Below are 21215 nucleotides of genomic sequence, written 5' to 3'. Positions count from 1 at the left end.
TGTCGTGGCTAATTCTTGGGATAAAGGTGGCGCAGTTTGATGCGTGCGTCATGGGTGGTGAACTGCCAGTTCACTTGGCGTTGGTCGGTGTTGGTGGCGTTCTGCCAGGCCGAGAGTTCGGTGTTGAGTGTGTCGAGGTCGCCGATCCGGCGGTCGAGGCATTGCCGGGTCAGCGCGGAGAGTTCGATCTCGGCGATGTTGAGCCAGGAGCCGTGTTTGGGTGTGTGGTGGATCTCGAGGCGCTGGGCCGGGGCGAAGGCCTCTTCTGGTTCGAATGCCTCGTACAGGGAGGCGATGGTGTGGGTGTTGAGGTTGTCCATCACCAGCACCACGGTCGCGGCGTCGGGGTGGTCCACGGTCAGTAGCTGCTTGACCTGGCCGGCCCAGTCGATCCGGGTCCGCCGGGACAGTGCCTGCGTGCGACGCCATCCGCGTAAGGGTTCGGTCCATACGAAGACGGAGCAGGTGCCGCAGCGGATGTACTCGCTGTCCTGGCACGCGTCGCGGCCGGGCCGGGCCCGTGGGGGTCGCGGACATGGGTGAGGAGCTGGTAGGGCTTCTCGTCCATGCACACCACCGGACGTGCCGGGTCATAGGGCCGGGCATGGACGGCCAGTACGTCCTCCATGCGCGCCGCGAACTCGGCGTTCGCTCGGGGCGGGATGGTCCAGCACTTCTTCAGGTGAGGACGCAGTTCCGTTTTTTAAGACCCGGCCGATGGTGGAGTGGTCCAGATCAGGGATGTCGTCGACGAGTGCCACGTGCTTCTCCAGTAGCCGCAAGGACCACCGCGCATGGCCCGGGGGCTCAGGGAGCATGCCATCGCGATCAGTCGGGCTTCGACCTCGCCGGTCACCGGCGAGGGCACCGGCGGCAGGTCGCGTTTCTTCCGTGCGATCGTGGCGTGAACATCGCCACCGGTCTCGGTGAAGCGCTTGGCGACCAGCCGCAATGTCTCACCGGAGACACCGAGCCGGGTCGCGATCACCTCCTTGGAGTCCACCTCACCCACCGAGGTGTCCAGCGCGAGCAACACCCGCGCACGCATGATCATCGAGGCTCTGCGCACACCCGTCGTGGTCACCCGGACCAGCTCCTCGCGATCCCGCGCAGTCAACCTGACCGGATACTTCTTCTGCGAACCCATGACAACAACCCTGTCCGGCAAGGAGGAAAGACCCTGTCGTCACGAACATCCCAGCCAGAAACACCATAGCTAAGCAGCGACACGCTACGGGTCTGTCCAATCATCGGCTGGTGGATCATGGTGGAGTGATACGTCGTCATGAACTCACCGATCAGGAGTGGGAGTTACTCGCTCCGTTGATACCGCGGGCTGCCACAGGCCGGCCTCGCGTGGAGGACCGGCACGTCATCAACGCGATGGTCTACAAGATCCGAACCGGGATCTCGTGGCGCGACCTGCCGGAACGCTACGGACCGTGGAAGACGGTCTACACCCGCTTCCGCCGCTACGCCCTGGACGGCGTGTTCACCCGAGCCCTGCAGACCATCCAGGCCCACGCGGACGCAGCCGACGGCATCGACTGGCTCGTCCAGATCGACTCCACCATCGTCCGCGCCCATCAGCACCCCGCCGCCACCGGCCGAAAAGGGGGGCGGCACCAGCCGGACGAACCGGACGATCACGCCCTCGGCCGATCCCGAGGCGGACTGACCACCAAGGTCCACCGTCGACAGGTGGGAGAAGGCGGCCCAGAACATGCTGCAGTCACACGAACGCCCATCCTTCCAGGCACCCGTGACGCCCAGTCACCGCTCCACAGAGAGGACTCTGGTGCGCAATTCCTGACGCGGGGTCGGCTGAGTACGCGATGATCGCCTGAGCGGTCGCCTTTCCCGTCGTGCGGCCGCGGGGGTGATGTAGATGTCGATGCGGCCCAAGGGCCTGCCACCGGTTCCCGAGCAGACCGCGGCGGTGGCCCGCGCCGCGTTCCCCAAGGGCACCCTGGCGATACGGGTCCGCGACCGGCTCGCGGAAGTCTTCGCCGACGAGCCGTTCGCCGAGGCGTTCGGGGTGCGCGGGGCGCCGGGCCTCTCGCCGGGCGCCTTGTCGCTGGTTACGGTGCTGCAGTTCGCCGAGAACCTCACCGACCGGCAGGCGGCGGCGATGGCGATACGCGCGATCGACTGGAAATACGCCCTCGGGATGGAGCTGGCGGACACCGGCTTCGACCACAGCGTGCTGCCCCGGTTCCGGACGAGGCTGGCCGAGCACGGCCTGGAGCGCACGGTTTTCGACCGGCTGCTGGAGCACTGCAAGGAGGCCGGGCTGGTGGCCGCCGGCGGCAGGCAGCGCACCGACGCCACCCACGTCATCAGCGCGGTCCGGGACCTGAACCGCACCGAGCTGGCCGGCCAGAGCGTGCGGGCGGCCCTGGAGGCACTGGCGGTGGCCACCCCCGCCTGGCTCGCCGAGGCAGTCGACATCGCCGAGTTCGCGCACCGCTACGGGGAGCGGATCAACGGCTGGACGATGCCCACGTCCAAGACCAAGCGTGAACGGCTCGCCCAGGTGTTCGGGCAGGACGCGCTGACACTGTGCCGGGCGGCCTGGGCCGATGCCACCCCGCCGTGGATCCGCGAGATCGAGGCCGTGCAGCTATTGCGGCAGGTGCTGGTGCAGACCTACTACATCCACACCGACAACCGGGGGCGGGAGGTGGTCAGGAAGCGGGAGGCCGACACGGACGGAGTCCCGCCCGGCAGTATCCGCCTGGCCTCGCCCTACGACGCCGATGCGCGCTGGGCGGCCAAGGGCGAGGAACTGTTCTGGCTGGGCTACAAGGTCCATTTGACCGAGTCCTGCCACACTCCCCCCGAAGCCGAAGCCGAAGCCGAAGCCGAAGCCAGGGACAGGGACAGGGAAGGACGCGGGGAGGAGGACGGCGGGCTACTGCCGCCGAACCTGATCACGGATGTGATGACCACCCACGCCGCCGTCCCCGACGTGCAGGCCACCGCACCCATCCAGCAGCGGCTGCGCGAGCACGGCCTGCCGTCCGGCGAGCACTACCTCGACTCCGGCTACCCCTCCGCCGACCTCATCCACGCCGCCGCCAAGCTCGGCACCGAAATGGTGACCCCCGCCCTGCTCGACCACTCCCGGCAGGCCAGGGCCGCCGAGGGCTTCGACAAGAGCGCGTTCTCCATTGACTGGAAGGCCCGCCAGGCGCGCTGCCCGGCCGGACGCACCAGCAGCAATTGGAACCCCGTCCAACAGCACCGCAGGGACGCCATCGTGGTCACCTTCGCCGCCACAACCTGCGGGAGCTGTCCTCTCCGCGACCGGTGCACCACCTCCCGCCAGGGCCGCCGGATGCTCACCCTGCGCCCCCGCGAACTGCACGAGACCCTCGCCGCCGCCCGCGCCGAACAGCAGACCGACGCCTACAAGGCCCGGTACAGGCTGCGGGCCGGCGTGGAAGGCACCATCAACCAGGCCCTCGACGTCACCGGGATGCGCAGAGCCCGCTACCGCGGCCTGCCCAAGGTCCGTCTCCAGCACGCCTTCTCCGCCACCGCGATCAACGTCGTGCGGCTCGACGCCTACTGGAGCGGACACCCGCTCGACCGTACCCGCAGCAGCCGCCTCACCCGGCTCAGCTACCAACTCGCAGGCTGACGCACGAATTGCGCACCAGAGTCAGAGAGTGGATCAAAACCGCTTGTCATGGCCGCCGTCACGCACTCCGAGTAGCAGGACGCCACCGCGACCTGGAAGAAGACCTACGGGCACCAAGCTCTGATGGGGTTCGTCGATCACGGAAGTGGTGGCGGCGCCCAGCCGGTGGCTGGCCTGCTCAGGCCGGGCAACGCAGGCAGCAATACCGCCGCCGACCACATCACCACCGCCCAACTCGCCCTGGCCCAGCTGCACAAGAAATACCGGCGTGGACGTCAGACGCTGATGCGTACCGACTCCGCAGGCGGAACCCACGAGTTGGCCGCCTGGCTCGCGAAGCGGCGCCGGTGACTGTCGTACTCGGTCGGTATGACCATCACCGACGCCATCCACGAGGCCGCCCTCAAGGTCCCGCCCACCGCGTGGACGCCTGCCGTCGAGCCGGGCGGCGAGATCCGCGACGGCGCCTGGGCCGCCGAACTCGACGGCGACGCACTCAAGGGCAGGCCGAATGGAATGCGGCTGATCGTCCGCGAGGAACGGCCCCACCCCGGAGCTCAGTTGCGCTTCACCGGCGCCGACGGACTACGGCTCACCGCCTTCGCCACCAACACCACCGGCGAGGCGTTGTCACATTGTCGGCGGCGCGATCGGTTGACGATGCGTCAGGATGTGTGGGCCGGGAGGGACTCCGTTGTTCAGGCTGTGGTGGGCAGGCTCGTGACGCCGGTGATGTGGTTCCAGATTGGTGAATCGGATGATCATTGGCACTGTCACGTTGTCGGTGGTGGGGTGGGATGATCTTCGCGGTGTGTGTGTCCGGGGAGGGGATCGATGGTGCTGTCACGGTGACGGTTTGCGTGATGTTACCGGTGTGTCTCGGGGAGCCAGGGCGGAGCCATGGACGGATCGCGGCGACGGACCCTGCGATCGATGCGTCTCGCTGGGCTGCCGCCTTGGGCCGGCGGGACCGGCACCGGTCCGCGATGATCTCGCAGGCGCCGGTCTCCTTCCTGGCCTGTCGACCGCCCCGCTCAACGAGCCAACTCCAGCTGGGCAGTCGACACATCACCCCTTCGCCGCACCCGCTCGCGCCCCGCGGAGTGCACCGCGAGGGCCTGGCACTGACGGCTGGGAAGCCCCAGGCCCTCGGCGCGCCGGGGAGGCTCATGCACCATTGCACTGGACGGGCCGGCCGGCCTGCGGGCTCGCGGACGCACTACCTCCCGATCCCCCCGCTGGCGGACAGCACGGCGTAGGCTTGTTCTCGGTCCATCAGGGGCCCTCCTACCCATGAACGGAATCTCTCTTCCTAAACCGGGCATCGTCCGCACCCCGGCCGGAGCGGGAGGCCCCGCTCCTTCATCGCATCACGTTGTCAGTGACGGAGTGGGATGATCTTCGGGTTGGTGTCTGGGAAGCGGAGCCGGTCGTGTCGGACGCCCCGCCGTCGCAGAGGAACCACCGGGTATCCGGTGGAGATCATCTCGCACAGTGTGTGGCTGTACTTCCGCTTCCATGTTCGGTCACCCCATCCGGGAGGCCAGCGTTGCGGTGAGCTGTCGGGCGGCTCGTTCACCGGATGCCAGGCAGCTGTTGGTGCAGAGGAAGGAGAAGTAGTCGCCCGCGAACTGGACCGGGGCGCGGGTGTCCAGACTGGCGAGGAACCGTCGGAGCGCGGCGAAGCTTCCCGGCAGCCAGGCTAGGGCGTAGGGGTTCCAGCGCTGGATGTGGCACATGTCGATGTCGTCACCGATGCCCGGCAGGAACGTTGAGACCGCGTTGACTACGTTGTCCTGGATGGCCTCGTCGGTAGCGTCCCAGTGCTGTTCGTGCCAGTGACGCTGCCAATAGGTGGACAGCAGCGCATGTCCGGCAGGCGCGCGGCCGGGTGCCTTGTTGTGCTCCAGGAGCACGCCAACCAGGTCGGGGTGGGCACCGGTAGGGATGCTCAACCACACGGCAGTTTCGGACGGGACACGGCGCAGTCCCAGGGCGACGGTGATTCCGCGTGAGTAGCGCAGTTCCTGGAGGAACTGGCGTTGATCGTCGTCGAACTGCGGATAAATCGCCAGGGCGTGATGCGCCGGCACGGCGATGATCGCTCCGTCGACCCGCTCCACTTGTTCCGGTTGTCCGGCGCGTTGCCAGCGGACGGCGACGGAGCCGTCGCCGTCGATGGTCACGCTGGTGACACGCGCGGTGAGTTCCACACGCAGCTGGTCGGCCAGGTGGTTCGGCAGGAACTGGATGCCTTGTCGCGAATTGAACAGCCCCTTGCCAGCCATAGCGTGCAGGTAGAAGTACAGGTTGATCACGGATAGTTCCTCGGCCGGCACCAGGTTGAATCCCATGCTGAACGGTTCGATGAATGCGCTCAGGCTCTGTGTGGGGATGCGGCGCCGCCGCAGGTAGGCCGGGATGTTCTCGACGTCGAGTGCGGCGGCCCGAGACGGATCGGTCCAGTCGAGGACGCGACGGTGCCGGACCATATCGATCATGATCTTGGCCATGGCGATCTTCGTCCGGGGCCCGAACAGTCGCGTCGCCAGCAGGTCGCGCCTGGCGTGAGTGCGCAGCCGGTGGATCGCGTCGCCTTGCACAAAGGCGAAGAGGTCGGAGGTCGGCCGGACGTCGTTGGTGAGCGCCAGATCGCGCAGCAGGTCGCACATCTCGTGATAAGACGTGGACAGGAGGCTCGCCGCGACGTCGAGGCGGTAACCGTCCCGGTCGATGGTCCGCATCCGGCCTCCGACATGATCGTCGCGCTCCAGAACGGTGACGTCGAACCCGGCCTGCCGCAGCCGCCATCCAGCGGTCAGGCCGGAGATCCCCGCACCGACCACGATCACCCGCCGCCGGATTCGGTCAGTGCGGCCTTCTTCGGTGGTAATCATCTGCGCGTCACCTGCCGGTGGTCGATGTGGTGGCACTCACGTCTGCCATCAGGTGCACTTCCTTGATCAGGATTACACCATTCTCGCGTTCCAGCCCGGCGTGTGTCCGTGTGCCACGACCTCACCGGCCGTGACCTGGGGCGGTTGGGGAAGCAGGGCGGCGAGGCGTTCCCGTACGAAGTCCCTTGCCCGCTGGGTCGACCCCTCGGCGCCAGCCCGGCGGGTAGGCCAGTGGTGCCGGTGATCTGGGCCCAGCGACACGCCGCCGGCCATCCCGATCGTGTGACCCGTCGTCGTACCCATCAGATGACTCCTCCGAGGAAGGAACCCACCTAATTCATTCATGACACTCCCAGGTTTTCGCTTTGGGTGACGAGGCTGTCGTGGGTGGGTGTATGCCGGTGGGGTGAGGTATCCCGATGGGGGTGGCCTGACCGCGGTGGAGCGGGCCCGGCGGGAACGGGTGCGGTTCCAGGCCGCCGAGGTGTGGGTGGCCGGCATGAAGCCGCCGCAGGTCGCGCGGGTGTTACGGGTGTCACGGGAGTCCGTGTATGCCTGGTGGGAGGCGGCATGGACGCCCTGCGTTCCAGAGGGCTCTCGGGAGTGGCGTCGCGGATGGAGCCGGGCCGGCGGGCCTGGCCGACCAGGCCCGTTGGAGCAGGGACCGGCCGTGCACGGCAGGGCGGAAGACCAGCGGTGGACGCTCGCCCGGGTCTCGCTTCTGGTCGCCCGGCGGTTCCACGTGCGCTTCAGCCGGCCACAACTGTCGAGGATCCTGCGGCAGATGGGCTTTTCCGTCCAGGTTCGGGTGCGTTGTGCGGCGCAGCGGGACGAGGAGCAGATGCGGCTGTGGCGAATAGAGACCTGGGCGCGCGTGGAATGAAAGTGAGGGAGCAGGGCGTGTGGCTGGTGTTCGAGGACGAGTCGGGCCAGGCGCTCCGTCCGCCCAAGGCCCGCACCCGGTCCTGTACGGAGTGCCGCCGCAGGTCAAAGTGTCGGGGAAGGGATCGGGGCGGGTCTCGGTCGCCGGGATGGTCTGCGCGAAGCCGGGCGAGCGGACCCGCCTGATCCACCGGATACTCACCCACCACCCCGGCCGGCGCGGTGAGAGGAACGGCTTCAAAGAACGGGACTTCGCTGACCTGCTGGAGGCCGCTCACCAGCAGCTCGGAGGAAGGATCGTGCTGGTCCGGGACAACTCCACACAGCACAAGGACGCACTGATGCGCGAAGTTACCGGCCGCGCGGGAACGGTGGCTGACCGTCTTCCGGCTGCCGGCCTACGCGCCGGACCTGAACCCGACCGAAGGCGTGTGGGCGAACTTGAAGAACGACCTGGGCAACCAACAGTCCTGGCAAATGACCTGCGCCGATGTGCGACAAAAGGACTTTCCAATCGCCCTGAATGCCCTCTTCTTCTTTGATTCCTCTGCTCAGAATCCCTTCAAGGCATACATCCGGGCAAATGTATCTGCATCATTGCCCGCTATCATTTCCCTGCCCAATTTGCTTTAATTGCCGTCGGGGTCCCCAGCCAGACGTACACCTCGATATCCTGTTCCCCGGAAGGTCGCTGTGAGCTCCCGGGCTTCTCCCATTTTACCCAGCCGGACACTTAGGTGATTCGCTGCAATCACCAACACCTCCTTACGGGTGCTGATGCACAAAAATAAAAGAGGGCAGCATGCAGATAAGACTGTGGCCGCGAACCTTGCTGAGACTCGGCGACTGGGCCACGCAAAATAGGTCGACACTGGCAGCAGTTGCCTGGGGAAATGGCGCAACATCCTGCCTCATGGCACCAGATACAACACCGCACTATCACGACAATCGCGGACCAGCCGCCGATGGCTCCACCTACTCGGTCTCGCCACGTGACCTACTCGATATCACCAGGCGAGAACGCCCCTGGGAACGCAGCAACGACTCTGAGGTGAATCGGTGAATTGCCAATGAACACGACTCCTCCTCCCGGAGGCTCGCCTGCAGCCACAGCACCTGGCCGGTTGCCGTTGGTGGGCCATCTCCCGCAGCTGGTCGGTCCTGCACGGATGTCCTTCATGCAGTCTCTGCGTCTCCACGGCCCCGTGGTGCGCATCTTTGTCGGTCCGAGGCCTGTTTACGTCTTGAATTCCCCCGAGGCTGTTCGCCAGCTCCTGCAGGTACAGACCCGGAAATTCTCGAAAGGGCGCCTGTACAAAAAGATCAGCATGTTCATCGGCAACGGGATCATGTCATCGAACGGAGAACTGCATATGCGCCGGAGGCGCGCAATGCAGCCAGCATATCATCGCAACCAGGTAGCTCAGTATGTCGAGAACATGAGGGAAATCTCGCATCGCCGTATCGCGGCCTGGCCACCAGGCGAGGCGGTCTCGGTGGAGCACGAGATGCGTCACTTGGCGGGGGAGATTCTTTCCGCATCACTGTTCTCGGGCGAGCGTGCACGTGTCCTCGCCTCTGCCGTCGAGGACACGCTTCCCGTGATCATTTCGGGGCTTACGTGGCGAGTGTTTGGATTGGGCGAACTGACGAAATGGATTCCAACCCCTGGAAATCGCCGCTTCGAAGCTGCCCGTGCAAGGCTCCGGCGAACGACCGAGGACCTCATCCACGCGTACCGAACGGACTCAAGCGATCATGGTGACCTCGTCTCCTTGCTGATGGCGACGCCGGATCCAGGCACCGGGATCCAACTGAAGGACGACGAACTGCGGGATGAGATCATCACCGCGTTTATCGCCGGGATCGAGACGGTGTCGACCACCCTGTCATGGGCAATGCATGTCCTTTCCACTCACGCGGATATCGCTCGGCGGCTCGCGGAGGAGGTGGACCACGCACTGAATGGACGACCCATCACGCCCGGGGACTTCGATGCGCTGCCGTACATGCGTGCCTTCATCAACGAGGTACTCAGGCTCCATACGCCGAACCTCTGGCTGATCCGGGAGAGCACGGAGGCGGTCAGCATCGAAGGCACGCCCATCCCGGCCGGGGCGGAGGTCCTGTACAGCCCGGCGATCTTGCACAGAGACCCGGCCTGGTATCCCGATCCCAGTTGCTTCGATCCCGAGCGATGGCTTCAACCTGAGATCGCGGACCTGCCCCGCTGTGCATTCGTTCCATTCGGCCAAGGAAACCGGCGGTGCATCGGAGACACTCTCGCCATGACTGAGATGACCGTCGTTCTCGCCACCCTCGTCGGCCGCTGGCGCGTTGAGCCGACGTCACCCAAGCGGATCAAGGAAGTCCCGAGCGTCGTAGTCCATCCGTCGAAGGGACTGGCCGTGCGCGTGTTCGATCGCCTGCCGGTAAGCGCCGCGGCCCCCGACGCCGCGGCCGACGCCCAGGGCCGCAGCGTCTCCGGGGCAGGCCTGCCACAACTCCCTTGAGCTCCGCACAGTGCTTCGGGGGCCCAGACAGGGAGCGTTTTTCACTTGTAAGGCCTGCGGGTGAGCGTCGGTGAAGTGTTGACGGTGGCGTGCCGAACGGGGCATCCCGCTGGCTTGGAGAGTCGCCAAACATAACCTTCACCTGCGGAGATGCCCCGTGTTCTCCTATCCTGCCGGATGCGATGCCGACCCGGAGCTCCTGGAACTGGTCACGATGGTGATCGCGTCCTGCGAAGCCGGCCGGCGCTGCAGACTGCGTCCGTACGACCGGGCCCGGTGCACCCTGGTCTACCTGCGCAAGCACGACACCCTCGAACAGACCGCCGCAGGCTTCGGCATCAGCACGGCCACCGCCTGGCGCTACGTGAACCACACGATCGGGCAACTTGCGGAGCACGCCGTCGTTGACCGAGGCGCTCACCAGTCATCACACGGACGGCTACGTGCTGCTGGACGGCACCGTCGCGGAGACCGACCGGGTTCAGGCGCCTGGGCACTTCTCCGGCAAGGTCCGCCGCGAGGGCGTGAATCTGCAGGTCATTGCGGCAGAAGACGGCAAACTGCTGTGGATGTCACCCGCCCTTCCGGGCGGCACCCACGATGCCGACCGCCGCCCGCGAGCACGCCATCTTCGACACCTGCGCGCGACTGGACCTCGAGGTCCTCGCGGACAAGGGGTACGTCGGGGCCGGCGGCACTGTGATCACCCCGATCAAACGACGGCCCGGAACCGAACTGCCCGACAAGCACAAAGCGTCGAACAAGGCCCACGCCGCACTGCGTGCTCCCGTCGAGCGAACCATCTCCCGGATCAAGCAATGGCGGATCTTCCGGCATGCCCGCATCAGTCCGAACAGACTCACGTCAGTGGCTGCCGCGATCCTCACCCTCATGATCTACACGTGAAAAAGGCTCAGGGACCTGTCTCGCACCTGTCGATCTGATGGCCATGCCCAACGACATCGCCGAGCGTGTCGAAATCGCGTGTCGCGGTCGACGACCGCGGTCACGAACAGTCCCCTGGGTTCTGTCACGTTTTCGGGTGGGGCATGGGATGATCTTCGGGGTGTTCGTGTCCGGGGAGGGAAGTGGTCGTGTCACCTGTGGTGCCGTCGTGCAGCAACCACCGGTACCCGGTCGAGGTCATCTCGCACTGTGTGTGTGAGTACTTCCGCTTCCCCTTCAGCCCCCGCGAGGTCGAGGAGCTCATGCTTGAGCGGGGTATCGTCGTCTCCTACGAGACCGTGCGCCGCTGGTGTCTGAAGTTCGGCCAGGTCTATGCCAACAGCCTGCGCCAGCGGCGCCCGCAGCCCGGTGACAAGTGGCTCTACCTTCTTGAACGGGTTGGTTCTCCCATTCGTAGGGTGAGGACACCCAGGGGAGCTGGGTGTGACAAGTGGCTGCCGTTCGTGGCTTCAGGTGCCTGGCCCCGTTACCTTTCTCATGGCCCTGCAACGGGGCGCCTGGCCCCCGGGTCCGGTATGGCTGTTTGCCCCCTGTCGAGGTGATGACCTGGGGGGTGTTGCCGCCGGGCTTCGGGGCACCGCTTGACCGCTGATGAGGGGCCTGACGACCGCCCGGGTCCGGTGCAACGCCGGGCCGCTTGCCGGGTGGCATGTCTGCGTAACGTGGTTGCCGGCGTGTGGTGCCGCAGGGACGGCCAGGAACTGCACATCGAGTACGCGTAGAAGGATCTGGGGGCACGTGAGCATGGTCGACACCGTCGATATACGTCTGTTCCTCGGTCTGGACCTGGGCAAGGAGTTCCACCACGCCCATGGTCTGACCGAGCAGGGCAAGACCGTCCACGACAAGCGGCTGCCGAATACCGAGCCGAAGCTGATCGAGCTGTTCACCAAGTTGGTGGCGAAGTTCGGCACCGTTCTGGTCGTGGTCGACCAGGTCGCCAATATCGGTGCCCTGCCGATCACCGCGGCCCGCGCGGCGGGCTGCCGGGTGGCCTACCTGCCCGGACTCTCGATGCGGCGGGCTGCCGACCTGTATCCCGGCGAGGCCAAGACCGATGCCCGCGACGCGTTCGTCATCGCCGACACCGCCCGCACCCTGCCGCACACCCTGCGCGCGATCGACCGCGACGACGAGACGCTGGCCGCGCTGACCATGCTCACCGGCTACGACAACGACCTGGCCGGCGAGGTCAACCGCACCACCAACCGGCTGCGCGGCCTGATCTCCCAGATCCACCCCTCCCTGGAACGCGTCCTGGGCAAGCGCCTGGCCTACCCATATGTCCAGGCCCTCCTGACCCGGCACGGCTCCCCCGCGAAGATCAGGAAGCTGGGCCGGGCCCGCTGCCAGGCCCTACTCACCGCGCATGGCTCGCGCAAGGCCAAGCACCTGACCGAGGAGATCTTCGAGGCACTGGCCGAGCAGACCCTGATCGTCCCGGGCACCGAGACGTCCGCGCTGATCGTGCCCGGCCTGGCCGCCCAGCTCGCCGCCGCCCACAGCCGGCGGCAGGCCACCGAGCGGGAGATCGCCGCCCTGCTGGAGGCCCTCCCTCTTTTCCACCTCCTGACGTCGCTGCCCGGCATGGGCGTCAGGACCACCGCTGCCGTGATCGTCGCGATCGGTGACGGCACCGGCTTCCCCACCGCCGGACACCTCGCCTCCTACGCCGGACTCGCCCCCGCCACCAAGTCCTCGGGCACCTCCATCCGCGGCGAGCACGCACCCCACCGCGGCAACCGGCTCCTCAAACGCGCCTTGTTCCAGGCCGCGTTCGCCGCGATCGGCTGCAAGTCCGATCCGTCCTCGCGGATCTACTACGACCGCCAACGCGCCCGCAACAAGACCCATACACAGGCGATCCTGCGACTGGCCAGGCAACGCGTGAACGTCATCCACGCGATGATCCGCACCGGCACCCTCTACGAACCCCGCACCCTAGGTCTCGCCGCCTGACACCCGCACCACCCCCTACCTGTTCCAGCCCGCTCCACCCCGCCACCGGCACGTCCACCCCTGCCAGGCGGCCACCAGGCTGCCCGCACCGCACCCGATTCACCGGGAACGTCCCGCTTCGCGGAACGTTCCCGAAAACCATCACGAACCCCTACAAGTCAACCCCGCCAGGGTTGACGAAACAGATAGGGGCACCCCCCGGCTCCCCACGACGACTCGGCCGCCGATTGGGAAGTGCGAACAAGTCGCTGAGTAGAGCAATGCCGGCGAGGTCGTCCGTGGTACGCAAGGCAAGTACGACGACAACTGGAGCATGATGAGCCGGATATGGGCGGGGACCGACTGCGGCAAGATCCACCATCATTGCCTGGTACTGGACAGCGAGGGCGACACGTTGCTGTCGCGTCGGGTGGCCAACGACGAGCCGGAACTGCTGAAGCTGATCGGTGATGTCCTGGACCTCGCCGACGGTGGCAGGACAACCTGGGCGCTGGACATGACCGGCGGCGAGCCCGGCCTGCTGATCGCCCTGCTGGTCAGCCATGGCCAGGAAAGACGGACGCCCGCGACGCCCGCGTGATCGCCGATCAGGCCCGGATGCGCCGCGACCTGCAGCCGATCCTCCCGGCGACGAAGCCACGATCGATCTGCGGCTGCTGACTGACCGCCGCGTCGATCTGGTCGCCGACCGCACCCGCACCACCAACCGGCTCAAGGCCCTGCTGAACAGCATGCGGTGAGCCCACCGGCGGCAAGCCGCATCCCGGGGGTGGGTACCTCACCACGGCATACCGCAGGGATCGAGGAACACCCCCATGCGCATATCCAGTTCAACCTGAGTAAGGTTGGTTGGAGGAGGTAGGAGGCTTTGGCTACCTTGACCGACACCCCGGACACGCCCACCGGGAGGACTCGGCATGAACCCCACTCCCGCCCGCACGCATCGTCCCAATACGGGGATCGACTTCGATGCTGTCCATACGTCCGTCGACGAAGTCCTGCATGCCTTCTTGAACCGCAAGGCCATGAGAGCGGCCGACAGTGGACTGCCGGACGAGGCCACCGATCTCTTGGCGGGAGTTCCTGACGGCCAGCGGGAAGCGCCTGCGGCCCTTGCTGTGTGTCACGGGCTGGCATGCTGCCTCCGGCACTCTCGCAACGCCGCCCGCCAGCCTTGTGCGGGCAGCGGCGGCATTGGAAACGTTCCACGCATTCGCACTCGTGCACGACGACGGCATGGACGACTCCGCCACTCGCCGCGGCCGGCCACCCTCCATCGCCAACTCTCCGCCAAGCACCAGGATCGGCAGCGTGCCCAGAGCATGCAGACGGCGCCGATCGCACGGCGTGTAGGAGAAAACTGCGCAATCCTCATTGGGGACATCGCTCTGTGCTGGTCGGACGAGCTCCTGCACACCGCCGGCCTCACACCCGACCAGCTCATGCACGTGTTGCCATTGGTCGACCGTGATGCGGACCGAGTTGATGTACGGCCAGTACCTGGACATCATCCTTGCTCACCAGCCTCACACCGTCTCGGACGCACTGCAGACCATCCGCCACAAGACTGCCAAGTACACGATCGAACGCCCTATTCACCTCGGCGCCACCGTGGCCGACGCCGACGACGCACTGCTGCAGGGGCTTTCCGCGTCTGCTCTGCCGCTGGGCGAAGCCTGCCAGATGCGCGACGACCGCCCCGGAGTCGGGCGGCGATCTACCGGGCACCACGGCTTGTTGAGCACGAAAAAGGTGAGGATCCATGCGTTTGATAAAATCAAGCCAAGCCGATGTGCCAGGGATATACTGCCCGATACCACAATTCAAAACGAGCCCGAGAGCGACCGAATTGGACACCCTCGAATGGCTCGAAGCGTTCGACCTAGCCGCACCGGAACAGCGTCCAGAGTACGCTGAGTCAAGCGCATGGTTTGCAATAGATTCTTTTCCTTTCTCCGACACTCTGGGTCACCAGCTCATGGCGCGATGGTCCGCCATCACATTCATCTTTGATGACGCGTACTGTGAGGGGATCAGCAGCAAGAATGCAAGCAACAGAGACGCTACTTCCTTCGACACCATGGCCCTCGCCCTCATCGAAGCACTGGAAAATCCCGACAGCACCCCTGGGGTCAATGCGCCACTGACGTTGGCGATGCGCGACTTCGCCCATGACGTCATCCGCCACTACCCGCCGGTAGTCATCAATTCCATCGTTGATGGGTGGCGTCAATTTGTGCGCGGCCAGCGCTGGCAAGTCGACCAGCGAGGATCAGTTCCCACGCTCGACACCTTCTTCAAAGGCCGCATCGATAATGTCGCGATTTGGCTCACGACGGTCCTGGCTGCTCCCGGCAGCGGACTCGATCTTGACGAGCCCACCTGGCAAACCAGTCTGGCGCAGGCACTGATACTGTCCGGCTGGTCCCTGCCAATGATATACAACGAATGGGCATCCTATGAAAAGGAACGTGCTGCAGGCACAAGCAACATAAACCTGGTGGAAGTGGTCGAACGCGAATATAATACAAACCTTGATGAAGCCGTCCATGAGACATCGCGTCTGCATGACCAGATCATGACGGTCTTCCTGGCCATAGCTCATAAATGTCGAGAACGAGGCGGATCTTTCGCGCGCTGGGCGGATTTTATCGAGGCTGCAGTTGCAGGAAACATAGTGTTCCACTCTCGCGTAGCCAGATATGCGTGGCCCCCAGACGGGCCACCCGTCCTCTGTGACCAGCCTCGCGCAGACGCGGAAACCGCCCAAATCCCACGTCGGATCCGAGAATGGTGGCGCGAAGCCGGTTTGGCCCCTATGCGCTCCGAGACATAGCCGCAAGCAGCCTTTTTCATGTGCACAGTGGACCACTGAGGCGTTGACCTCGATCCGTCAGCTGGGGCTTGTCGTTTTTCGTCTCGGCGGTTCGCCCGTAATGTCCTCTGCTGTTCGAGGGCGGGGCGTCCCGTGACGCTGCGGGGTGCGCCGGGGTTCCACGTCTGTCTGTCGGGGTGGTGCGCCTCTCCTCCCAGTTCGCGTTGGGGTGGGTGCTGGTGGGTCAGGTGGTGCCTGGGAGGTCGGTCAGCCGCCGCCAGGCGGTGGTGAACGCGTTCGCCCAGGGCCAGGTGGTCTCGATCCGCAGCCATCGGCGGCGGGCGTGGTTCGCGAGGCGGGCCGGGGGGTGGTAGAGCCTGAAACGCATGGTGTCCGGCTCGGCGTCGGCCAGGCCGGGGTGATCGTGGAGGGTGAGCAGACGGAGCCAGGCGTCCAGGTCGGCGGCGAGGTTCGCGCTCAGTATCCATGCCTCGTTGATCTGCCAGGACTTGGAGGGCAGGTTGTGCAGGCCCATCGCCTTGTTCGCTTTCACCTGGTCCTCGACCACGGCGTGGTGGCGGTGCAGGGCATCCAGCCACTGGATCTGACGGGAGCCGGCGATCCGGGCCATCCTGGAGATGTTGGTGGCGGTGATCGAGTACTTCCAGCCGGTCTTCTTCTCGAAGGCGGTGAGGTCCTTCGTGTGCCGGCCGGACGGCTTGACCCTGCGGACGATCAGCCGCATCCCCTTTGATCCAGCCATGCCGGCGGTTCAGCCCGCTCAACTCGGCCGCGAAGTAGCCCTCCTGGAGGCTTCCGTTCTGCTTGAGCGAGGTCTCCCGGGCCCTCTCGGGCAGGCGGGCGATGGCCTTCTCGTCCTCGTCGGTGATGGTCCAGCCTGTGGCGAAGCCGGCCGTGCGCCGCATCGTGTTCAGATCCCGCAGGTGTTCGTGCAGGCCATGGGTGGCGCCCGCGCCGTCCACCCGCACCAGGATCTTCGCCGTCGAGGCTCCGGGGACCTGGGCGAGCGCCTCACGCAGCACCCGGATGTGGTCAGCCACCGTGTTCGAGCCGGCGTTGCCCGCCCGCAGCCACATCGCCAGACACTCGCCGGTGTTCGCATACCACGCGGCCAGGGGATGGAAACCGAACGGCTTCCTCCAGGTCGCCGCGGCACCCTGCTTCTTCGACGCCGCCGTGATGATCATGGCGTCCATGCCGGTCACCACCCAGCCATGCAGCCGCTTTCCGGCGACCGTCAGCCACGGGAACCCGCCCCGCCGCAGATGCAACAGGCTCCAGACATGCCGGCGCACCCGCACCTGAACCGGCAGGGCGTTTCGGTGGCCCGCTGCACCGTCGAACGCCTCATGCGCGACATGGGCATCACCGGCGCGGTCCGTGGCAAGAAGGTGATTACCACGATTCCCGACGTGAGCGCTCAGCGGGCCCCGGACCTGGTGGACCGTGACTTCGTCGCCCCGGCCCCCAACCGCTGCTGGGTCGCCGACTTCACCCACGTCGCCACGTTCGCCGGCGTCGTCTACGTCGCCTTCGTCGTGGACACCTTCTCCCGCCGCATCGTCGGCTGGTCCGCGGCCACGTCGAAGGAAACACGCCTCGTCCTGGACGCTCTCGAGATGGCTCTATGGCAACGAGATCGGGACCAACTCCCCCACCAGAAAGGCCAGTTGATACACCACAGCGACGCCGGGTCGCAGTACACGTCGTTCGCGCTCGCCGAGCACCTCGACCGGGCAGGCATCGCCGCGTCGATCGGATCGGTCGGCGACGCCTACGACAACTCCCTGATGGAGTCCACGATCGGCCTGTTCAAAACTGAGCTGATCAAGCCCCGCCGCCCCTGGAAGACGCTGTCCGAGGTCGAGCTGGCCACCGCCGAGTGGGTCGACTGGTACTGCCACCGCCGACTCCACGGTGAGATCGGGCACATCCCACCCGTCGAATACCAGGGCTTGATCAAGTTCCGTAGGTGTCGCGGTTGTTGATGATGCCCAGGATCGGGAGTGCTCGTTCGGGTTCGTCGCGGATGGCCCGGGTGGTCTTGGCGATGTTGTTGGCTCCGAGGACCTTCAGCACGCCGATGGCGAGGTTGCGGAAGGTCGCCATGGCCCGGGGCGCGGTCCCGGTGTGGACGGTGGAGGCGTCCTCGGCGAAGGTGACGTCTCTGATGTGGTGCGAGGAGTTCTCCACTCCCCAGTGCCCGCGAATCGCGGCGGCCAGGTCGGCCGGGCAGGCCTGGTGGGCGTCCAGGCTGGTCACGGCGTAGACGCTCTCACGACTCTCGCGCCGGCCGGTGAGCTTGCGGCGGCGGTGGATGCGGATGGCCAGGCGGGCGTGGGGAAACGGGATTCCGCCGAGTTCGTCGGCGATTCCGCAGGTTTTGATCGAGCGGGACTCCCGCCGGCCGTGCCCGGTCCCGGAGGCGGTGTGCTGGACGGCGATGTCCCGCCAGGGCAGGGCCGCCAGCCGGCGGTGGGCGGTCGGCTGGTTGGTCTTGATCACGGCGATGTAGTGCGCCTTCTTCGTCTCGACAAGCCAGGAAACGTTCGCCTTGACCGAGTGCAGCGCGTCGAAGGTGACGACAGTGCCGGCCAGGTCCAGCGGCTCCAGCAGCGGGCGGAAGTGGGTGGTCTCGTTCGTCTTCGCGCCGACCTCCACCTGGCCGAGGGTCACGACTGGGCCGTGGGTGACCACCGACAGCAGGTGCCGGCGTGCCGAGGTGAGACGGGCCGAACCCTTGAGCGCTTTGCCGTCAAGGGCAAGGACGCGCAGCCGCCCGGGCGCGGGTGCCGCCGGCTGCCCCGTGGCCCTGGTCGCGGTGCCGGTGACGGCGTGGTGCCGGTCGGTCAGGTAGGCGCCCACCGCCCGGTCCAGGGCATCACCGTCCACGGCGCCCAGCACGCGCCCGATCGTCACGGGCGAGGGGGTGCGCCGCCACCCGAGCAGATGACGGCGGATACCCAGGGCCGCCAGTAGCCTGCCCGAGGCCCTCGCACCCCATTCGGCGAGCTCGTCGATGCTCTTCGCTCCCGAGACGACCGCGCAGGCACACACCAGCAGGATCGACGTCAGCGAGTACCACCGGCCCCGCCGCGAGCGTGGGTCGGGGATGGAGTCGAAGTAGGGACGCAGGTCGGCGACCTGGCCGACGTCCAGCGACCCCAGATTCCCCAGCACGGCAGGGATCGGAGAAGATACAGCGGCAGGCACGGGCCACCTCATGATCATCGGGCGTAAGACACCACAATGATCACGAAGCCCGTGCCTGCACTGCTATCTACCCCTCACGCAACAACTGCCGCGAGCATGGAACTTGAAGCCGCCCTGGTCGAATACGAGACCAACTACTACAACGAGACCGCAAAACACCAGGTCACAGTCAAGATCTAGAGTCTCGATCAAACCCGGAGCGGTTCAATGTTCTCCGGGCCGTGTCCGGTGCGGACTTGGGAGTGGTCCTCGCCGAAGGTGACATCGCGGACGAAGTGCAGCCGGTTCTCGATCACCCAGTGGGATCTCACAAGGCGGGCGGTCCGCTCCGGTGAGGCCTGCCGGCTGGTGAGGTCGGTGATCACGTAGGCGGTCTCGCGGGTCCGTTTTCCCGGTCTTGAGGCTGATGTGGTGCCGGGTGATCCTCGCGACCTGGGCGGCGTACGGGAAGTCCAGGTCATCGACAAGAACCTCACCGCACTGCTCGACCAGCGCAAGGAACTCGCCCTGGACATCGAGAAGTTGCCCAAGTCGCACCCGCACCCTCTTTCCGAGCTCCTGACGTCGATGCCGGGGATAGGCGTCAGGACCGGAGCCAGGATCCTCATCGACGTCGGCGACGGCACCGCCTTCCCCACCGCAGGCCACCTCGCCGCCTATGGCGGACTCGCCCCGGTGACTCGAAGATCTGAGTCCTCGATCCGAGGCGAGAGCCCGTCCCGCCGAGGCAACAAGCACCTCAAACGGGCCTTCTTCCTGGCCGCGTTCGCCGCGCTGTCCAATCCGGCCTTCCGGGCCTACGACGAGCGCAAGAAGGCCGAGGGCAAGCGGCACAAGCAGGCCCTGATGTGCCTCGCTGGCCACCGCGTCGACGTCCTGTTCGCCATGCTCCGCGACGGCACGTTCTTCGAACCTCAAGCCGTCCCCCAAGCCGCCTAAAACATCACTAACCAACCGACCCGCCCCTTGACGAAAGAGATAGGGGGCACCCCCCAGGCGACGGCCGGGCAAGGACCTCACAGTCAAACAGAGGTGCGTCAACCGGGCGCACTCGCATCTGCGGTGGCTCGTCGAGAGATCCATCGTTTCGGTGAAGACCTGGCGTACCCTCCGCAAAGCCTGCTGCAACCCCAGCCGGATGACGTCAATAGTCAAAGCCATCCTCACCCTCGAAACTCATCGCTGAACAAGCTCAGTGGTCCCGGCGGACTACCAACTGAGTCAGCTCGCGCAACTCATCGGCCGCCTGGGCCTCCGGATGGACCGCACGCAAGTGCGAAGCCGCTGTCTGGAGGCGCAGCTCTGCCTCACCAGCGGCCCACCGCCGGCCTCCTGCTGCATCGACCAGTTCAGCCACTCGACTGACTTGGTCGGCTTCCAACGGCCGGCGATCCAGATACACCTGTGCCAGCTCCTCGCTCGCACCGGTCTTGTGCATCAACGCAGCCACTACAGGTAGAGACTTTTTGTGATTGAACAGATCCGAGCAAGCAGGCTTTCCTGTAGCCTTCGGGTCCCCCCAGATGCCCAGCAGGTCATCAACCAGCTGGAATGCCAAACCGAGGTCACGTCCGAAACGCTGCATCGACTCGATCCGCGTCGGCTCCGCGCCGCCGAACAGGGCGCCGAGCCCGCACGCACAACCCAACAGGGAAGCTGTCTTCCCTGATGCCATCGCCATGCACTCGGACAGAGTGACATTGTCGCGCTTCTCGAAAGCCAGGTCCTGCCCCTGCCCCTCGACAAGCTCAAGCACCGCTTCAGTGAGCATCGGCAAACCGCGCCTCCCGCTCGCCACGGCAGCAGAACTGGTGCGTGCATCCGCCTCTGACAGCACGGCGAAGGCCAAGGAAAGCAGCGCGTCCCCGGTCAAAATCGCCTCAGCCGAACCGAATACAGACCACGCCGCCGCACGACCGCGCCGGGTTCGGTCCCCGTCCATCACATCGTCGTGGATCAGCGAGAAGTTGTGCACCAACTCCACAGCAACAGCAGCAGGAACACCCTCGGCCGCAGAACCGCCGACAGCACGGGCCGCGAGCAGCACAAGCGCCGCACGGATCGCCTTGCCCGCATGGCTCTCAGCAGGTTCACCGTGCTGATCCCACCAACCGAAGTGATATCCAGCAATGTGCCGCACCGGCGCTGGCAGTCGGTCCACCGCGTCCCTCAGTGCAGGAGCAACGAGTGTTCGAGCCTCAGAAATAGAACGCAGTTCCTCCACCGGAACAACCGCCATAACATCCACCTGCTTCGGATCGACAAGCAAACGAAAGTCTCATCGTCCACACAACCCAGCTGTC

At 65.9% G+C, this 21215-nt stretch carries 19 protein-coding genes and 7 pseudogenes; 17 read left to right on the top strand and 9 right to left on the bottom strand.

The features are described from left to right. Positions 1-8 precede the first annotated feature (8 nt). Positions 9-572, bottom strand: a complete 564-nt coding sequence (locus OG331_RS50240; RefSeq protein ID WP_406191077.1) for a transposase — start codon at positions 570-572, stop codon at positions 9-11. Positions 573-703: 131 nt separating this feature from the next. Further along, positions 704-1147 carry a helix-turn-helix domain-containing protein gene (locus OG331_RS50235; RefSeq protein ID WP_406191079.1) on the bottom strand — a complete coding sequence of 148 codons (444 nt, stop codon included), beginning with the start codon at positions 1145-1147 and terminating at the stop codon, positions 704-706. Positions 1148-1272: 125 nt separating this feature from the next. On the opposite strand from OG331_RS50235, the gene OG331_RS50230 reads away from it, so the two are divergent. The 3 genes and pseudogenes from OG331_RS50230 to OG331_RS50220 form a co-directional block, all read left to right on the top strand. Beyond that, positions 1273-1839 (top strand): IS5 family transposase, encoded by a 567-nt coding sequence (locus OG331_RS50230; RefSeq protein WP_406191081.1) that lies wholly within the window; start codon positions 1273-1275, stop codon positions 1837-1839. 49 nt (positions 1840-1888) lie between these two features. Then, on the top strand, positions 1889-3646 hold the full coding sequence (locus OG331_RS50225; protein WP_406191083.1) for a transposase: 1758 nt from the start codon (positions 1889-1891) through the stop codon (positions 3644-3646). Between the two features lie 75 nt (positions 3647-3721). Continuing rightward, a pseudogene (locus OG331_RS50220) lies at positions 3722-4318 on the top strand (transposase); the annotation flags it as partial. A gap of 854 nt (positions 4319-5172) precedes the next feature. Here the strand turns inward: OG331_RS50220 and OG331_RS50215 are convergent. Beyond that, a complete protein-coding gene (locus tag OG331_RS50215; RefSeq protein WP_406210853.1) occupies positions 5173-6492 on the bottom strand; it encodes a protoporphyrinogen/coproporphyrinogen oxidase in 1320 nt (439 codons plus the stop codon). Between OG331_RS50215 and OG331_RS50210 the strand changes: the two genes are divergently transcribed. Then, a complete protein-coding gene (locus tag OG331_RS50210; RefSeq protein ID WP_406210890.1) occupies positions 6403-6609 on the top strand; it encodes a hypothetical protein in 207 nt (68 codons plus the stop codon). The two genes, OG331_RS50215 and OG331_RS50210, sit on opposite strands and share 90 nt — an antisense overlap. Positions 6610-6615: 6 nt before the next feature. Here the strand turns inward: OG331_RS50210 and OG331_RS50205 are convergent, their stop codons facing one another. Continuing rightward, a complete protein-coding gene (locus OG331_RS50205; protein WP_406191086.1) occupies positions 6616-6846 on the bottom strand; it encodes a hypothetical protein in 231 nt (76 codons plus the stop codon). Between the two features lie 367 nt (positions 6847-7213). Between OG331_RS50205 and OG331_RS50200 the strand changes: the two genes are divergently transcribed. The 10 genes and pseudogenes from OG331_RS50200 (at position 7214) to OG331_RS50155 (ending at position 15699) form a co-directional block, all read left to right on the top strand. After that, positions 7214-7426: a winged helix-turn-helix domain-containing protein gene (locus OG331_RS50200; protein WP_406191088.1), complete on the top strand. Its 213-nt coding sequence runs from the start codon at positions 7214-7216 to the stop codon at positions 7424-7426. 374 nt (positions 7427-7800) lie between these two features. Continuing rightward, positions 7801-8058, top strand: a complete 258-nt coding sequence (locus tag OG331_RS50195) for a transposase (protein ID WP_406210850.1) — start codon at positions 7801-7803, stop codon at positions 8056-8058. Positions 8059-8495: 437 nt separating this feature from the next. Then, positions 8496-9938: a cytochrome P450 gene (locus tag OG331_RS50190; RefSeq protein WP_406191090.1), complete on the top strand. Its 1443-nt coding sequence runs from the start codon at positions 8496-8498 to the stop codon at positions 9936-9938. Between the two features lie 157 nt (positions 9939-10095). Next, a pseudogene (locus OG331_RS50185) lies at positions 10096-10844 on the top strand (transposase family protein). A gap of 188 nt (positions 10845-11032) precedes the next feature. Continuing rightward, positions 11033-11263: pseudogene (locus OG331_RS50180) on the top strand (IS6 family transposase); the annotation flags it as partial. Between the two features lie 385 nt (positions 11264-11648). Continuing rightward, positions 11649-12863 carry an IS110 family transposase gene (locus OG331_RS50175; protein WP_406209625.1) on the top strand — a complete coding sequence of 405 codons (1215 nt, stop codon included), beginning with the start codon at positions 11649-11651 and terminating at the stop codon, positions 12861-12863. 316 nt (positions 12864-13179) lie between these two features. Next, a pseudogene (locus OG331_RS50170) lies at positions 13180-13561 on the top strand (IS110 family transposase); the annotation flags it as partial. A 343-nt stretch (positions 13562-13904) separates the two neighbouring features. Further along, a complete protein-coding gene (locus OG331_RS50165; protein WP_406191092.1) occupies positions 13905-14216 on the top strand; it encodes a polyprenyl synthetase family protein in 312 nt (103 codons plus the stop codon). A 117-nt stretch (positions 14217-14333) separates the two neighbouring features. Next, positions 14334-14780 carry a polyprenyl synthetase family protein gene (locus tag OG331_RS50160; protein ID WP_406209627.1) on the top strand — a complete coding sequence of 149 codons (447 nt, stop codon included), beginning with the start codon at positions 14334-14336 and terminating at the stop codon, positions 14778-14780. Beyond that, positions 14713-15699: a terpene synthase family protein gene (locus OG331_RS50155; protein ID WP_406191094.1), complete on the top strand. Its 987-nt coding sequence runs from the start codon at positions 14713-14715 to the stop codon at positions 15697-15699. Before OG331_RS50160 ends, OG331_RS50155 begins: the two co-directional genes overlap by 68 nt. A gap of 223 nt (positions 15700-15922) precedes the next feature. On the opposite strand, the gene OG331_RS50150 is transcribed toward OG331_RS50155, so the two are convergent. Both OG331_RS50150 and OG331_RS50145 read right to left on the bottom strand, forming a co-directional pair. Further along, positions 15923-16441 (bottom strand): transposase, encoded by a 519-nt coding sequence (locus OG331_RS50150; RefSeq protein ID WP_406191097.1) that lies wholly within the window; start codon positions 16439-16441, stop codon positions 15923-15925. A gap of 121 nt (positions 16442-16562) precedes the next feature. Further along, a pseudogene (locus OG331_RS50145) lies at positions 16563-16886 on the bottom strand (transposase); the annotation flags it as partial. 96 nt (positions 16887-16982) lie between these two features. Here OG331_RS50145 and OG331_RS50140 point away from each other — a divergent pair. Continuing rightward, positions 16983-17687 carry an IS3 family transposase gene (locus tag OG331_RS50140; protein ID WP_406191100.1) on the top strand — a complete coding sequence of 235 codons (705 nt, stop codon included), beginning with the start codon at positions 16983-16985 and terminating at the stop codon, positions 17685-17687. On the opposite strand, the gene OG331_RS50135 is transcribed toward OG331_RS50140, so the two are convergent. Together OG331_RS50135 and OG331_RS50130 are read right to left on the bottom strand one after the other, a co-directional pair. Then, positions 17659-18879: an ISAs1 family transposase gene (locus tag OG331_RS50135; protein ID WP_406191102.1), complete on the bottom strand. Its 1221-nt coding sequence runs from the start codon at positions 18877-18879 to the stop codon at positions 17659-17661. The genes OG331_RS50140 and OG331_RS50135 overlap by 29 nt on opposite strands. 221 nt (positions 18880-19100) lie before the next feature. Beyond that, positions 19101-19277, bottom strand: a complete 177-nt coding sequence (locus OG331_RS50130) for a transposase (protein ID WP_406191104.1) — start codon at positions 19275-19277, stop codon at positions 19101-19103. A 106-nt stretch (positions 19278-19383) separates the two neighbouring features. Between OG331_RS50130 and OG331_RS50125 the strand changes: the two are divergent. Continuing rightward, a pseudogene (locus tag OG331_RS50125) lies at positions 19384-19851 on the top strand (transposase); the annotation flags it as partial. A gap of 64 nt (positions 19852-19915) precedes the next feature. After that, a pseudogene (locus tag OG331_RS50120) lies at positions 19916-20098 on the top strand (transposase family protein); the annotation flags it as partial. A gap of 6 nt (positions 20099-20104) precedes the next feature. Here OG331_RS50120 and OG331_RS50115 read toward each other — a convergent pair. After that, the gene (locus OG331_RS50115; protein ID WP_406191107.1) at positions 20105-21181 is read right to left on the bottom strand and encodes a family 2 encapsulin nanocompartment cargo protein polyprenyl transferase; all 1077 of its coding nucleotides are present in this window, start codon (positions 21179-21181) and stop codon (positions 20105-20107) included. Positions 21182-21215: the final 34 nt, after the last annotated feature.

This window comes from Streptomyces sp. NBC_01017, from assembly GCF_045162795.1.
GTDB classification, from domain to species: domain Bacteria; phylum Actinomycetota; class Actinomycetes; order Streptomycetales; family Streptomycetaceae; genus Streptomyces; species Streptomyces machairae.
The sequence above is the reverse complement of the archived record's forward strand: the minus strand, read 5'-3'. Positions and strand labels throughout refer to the sequence as shown.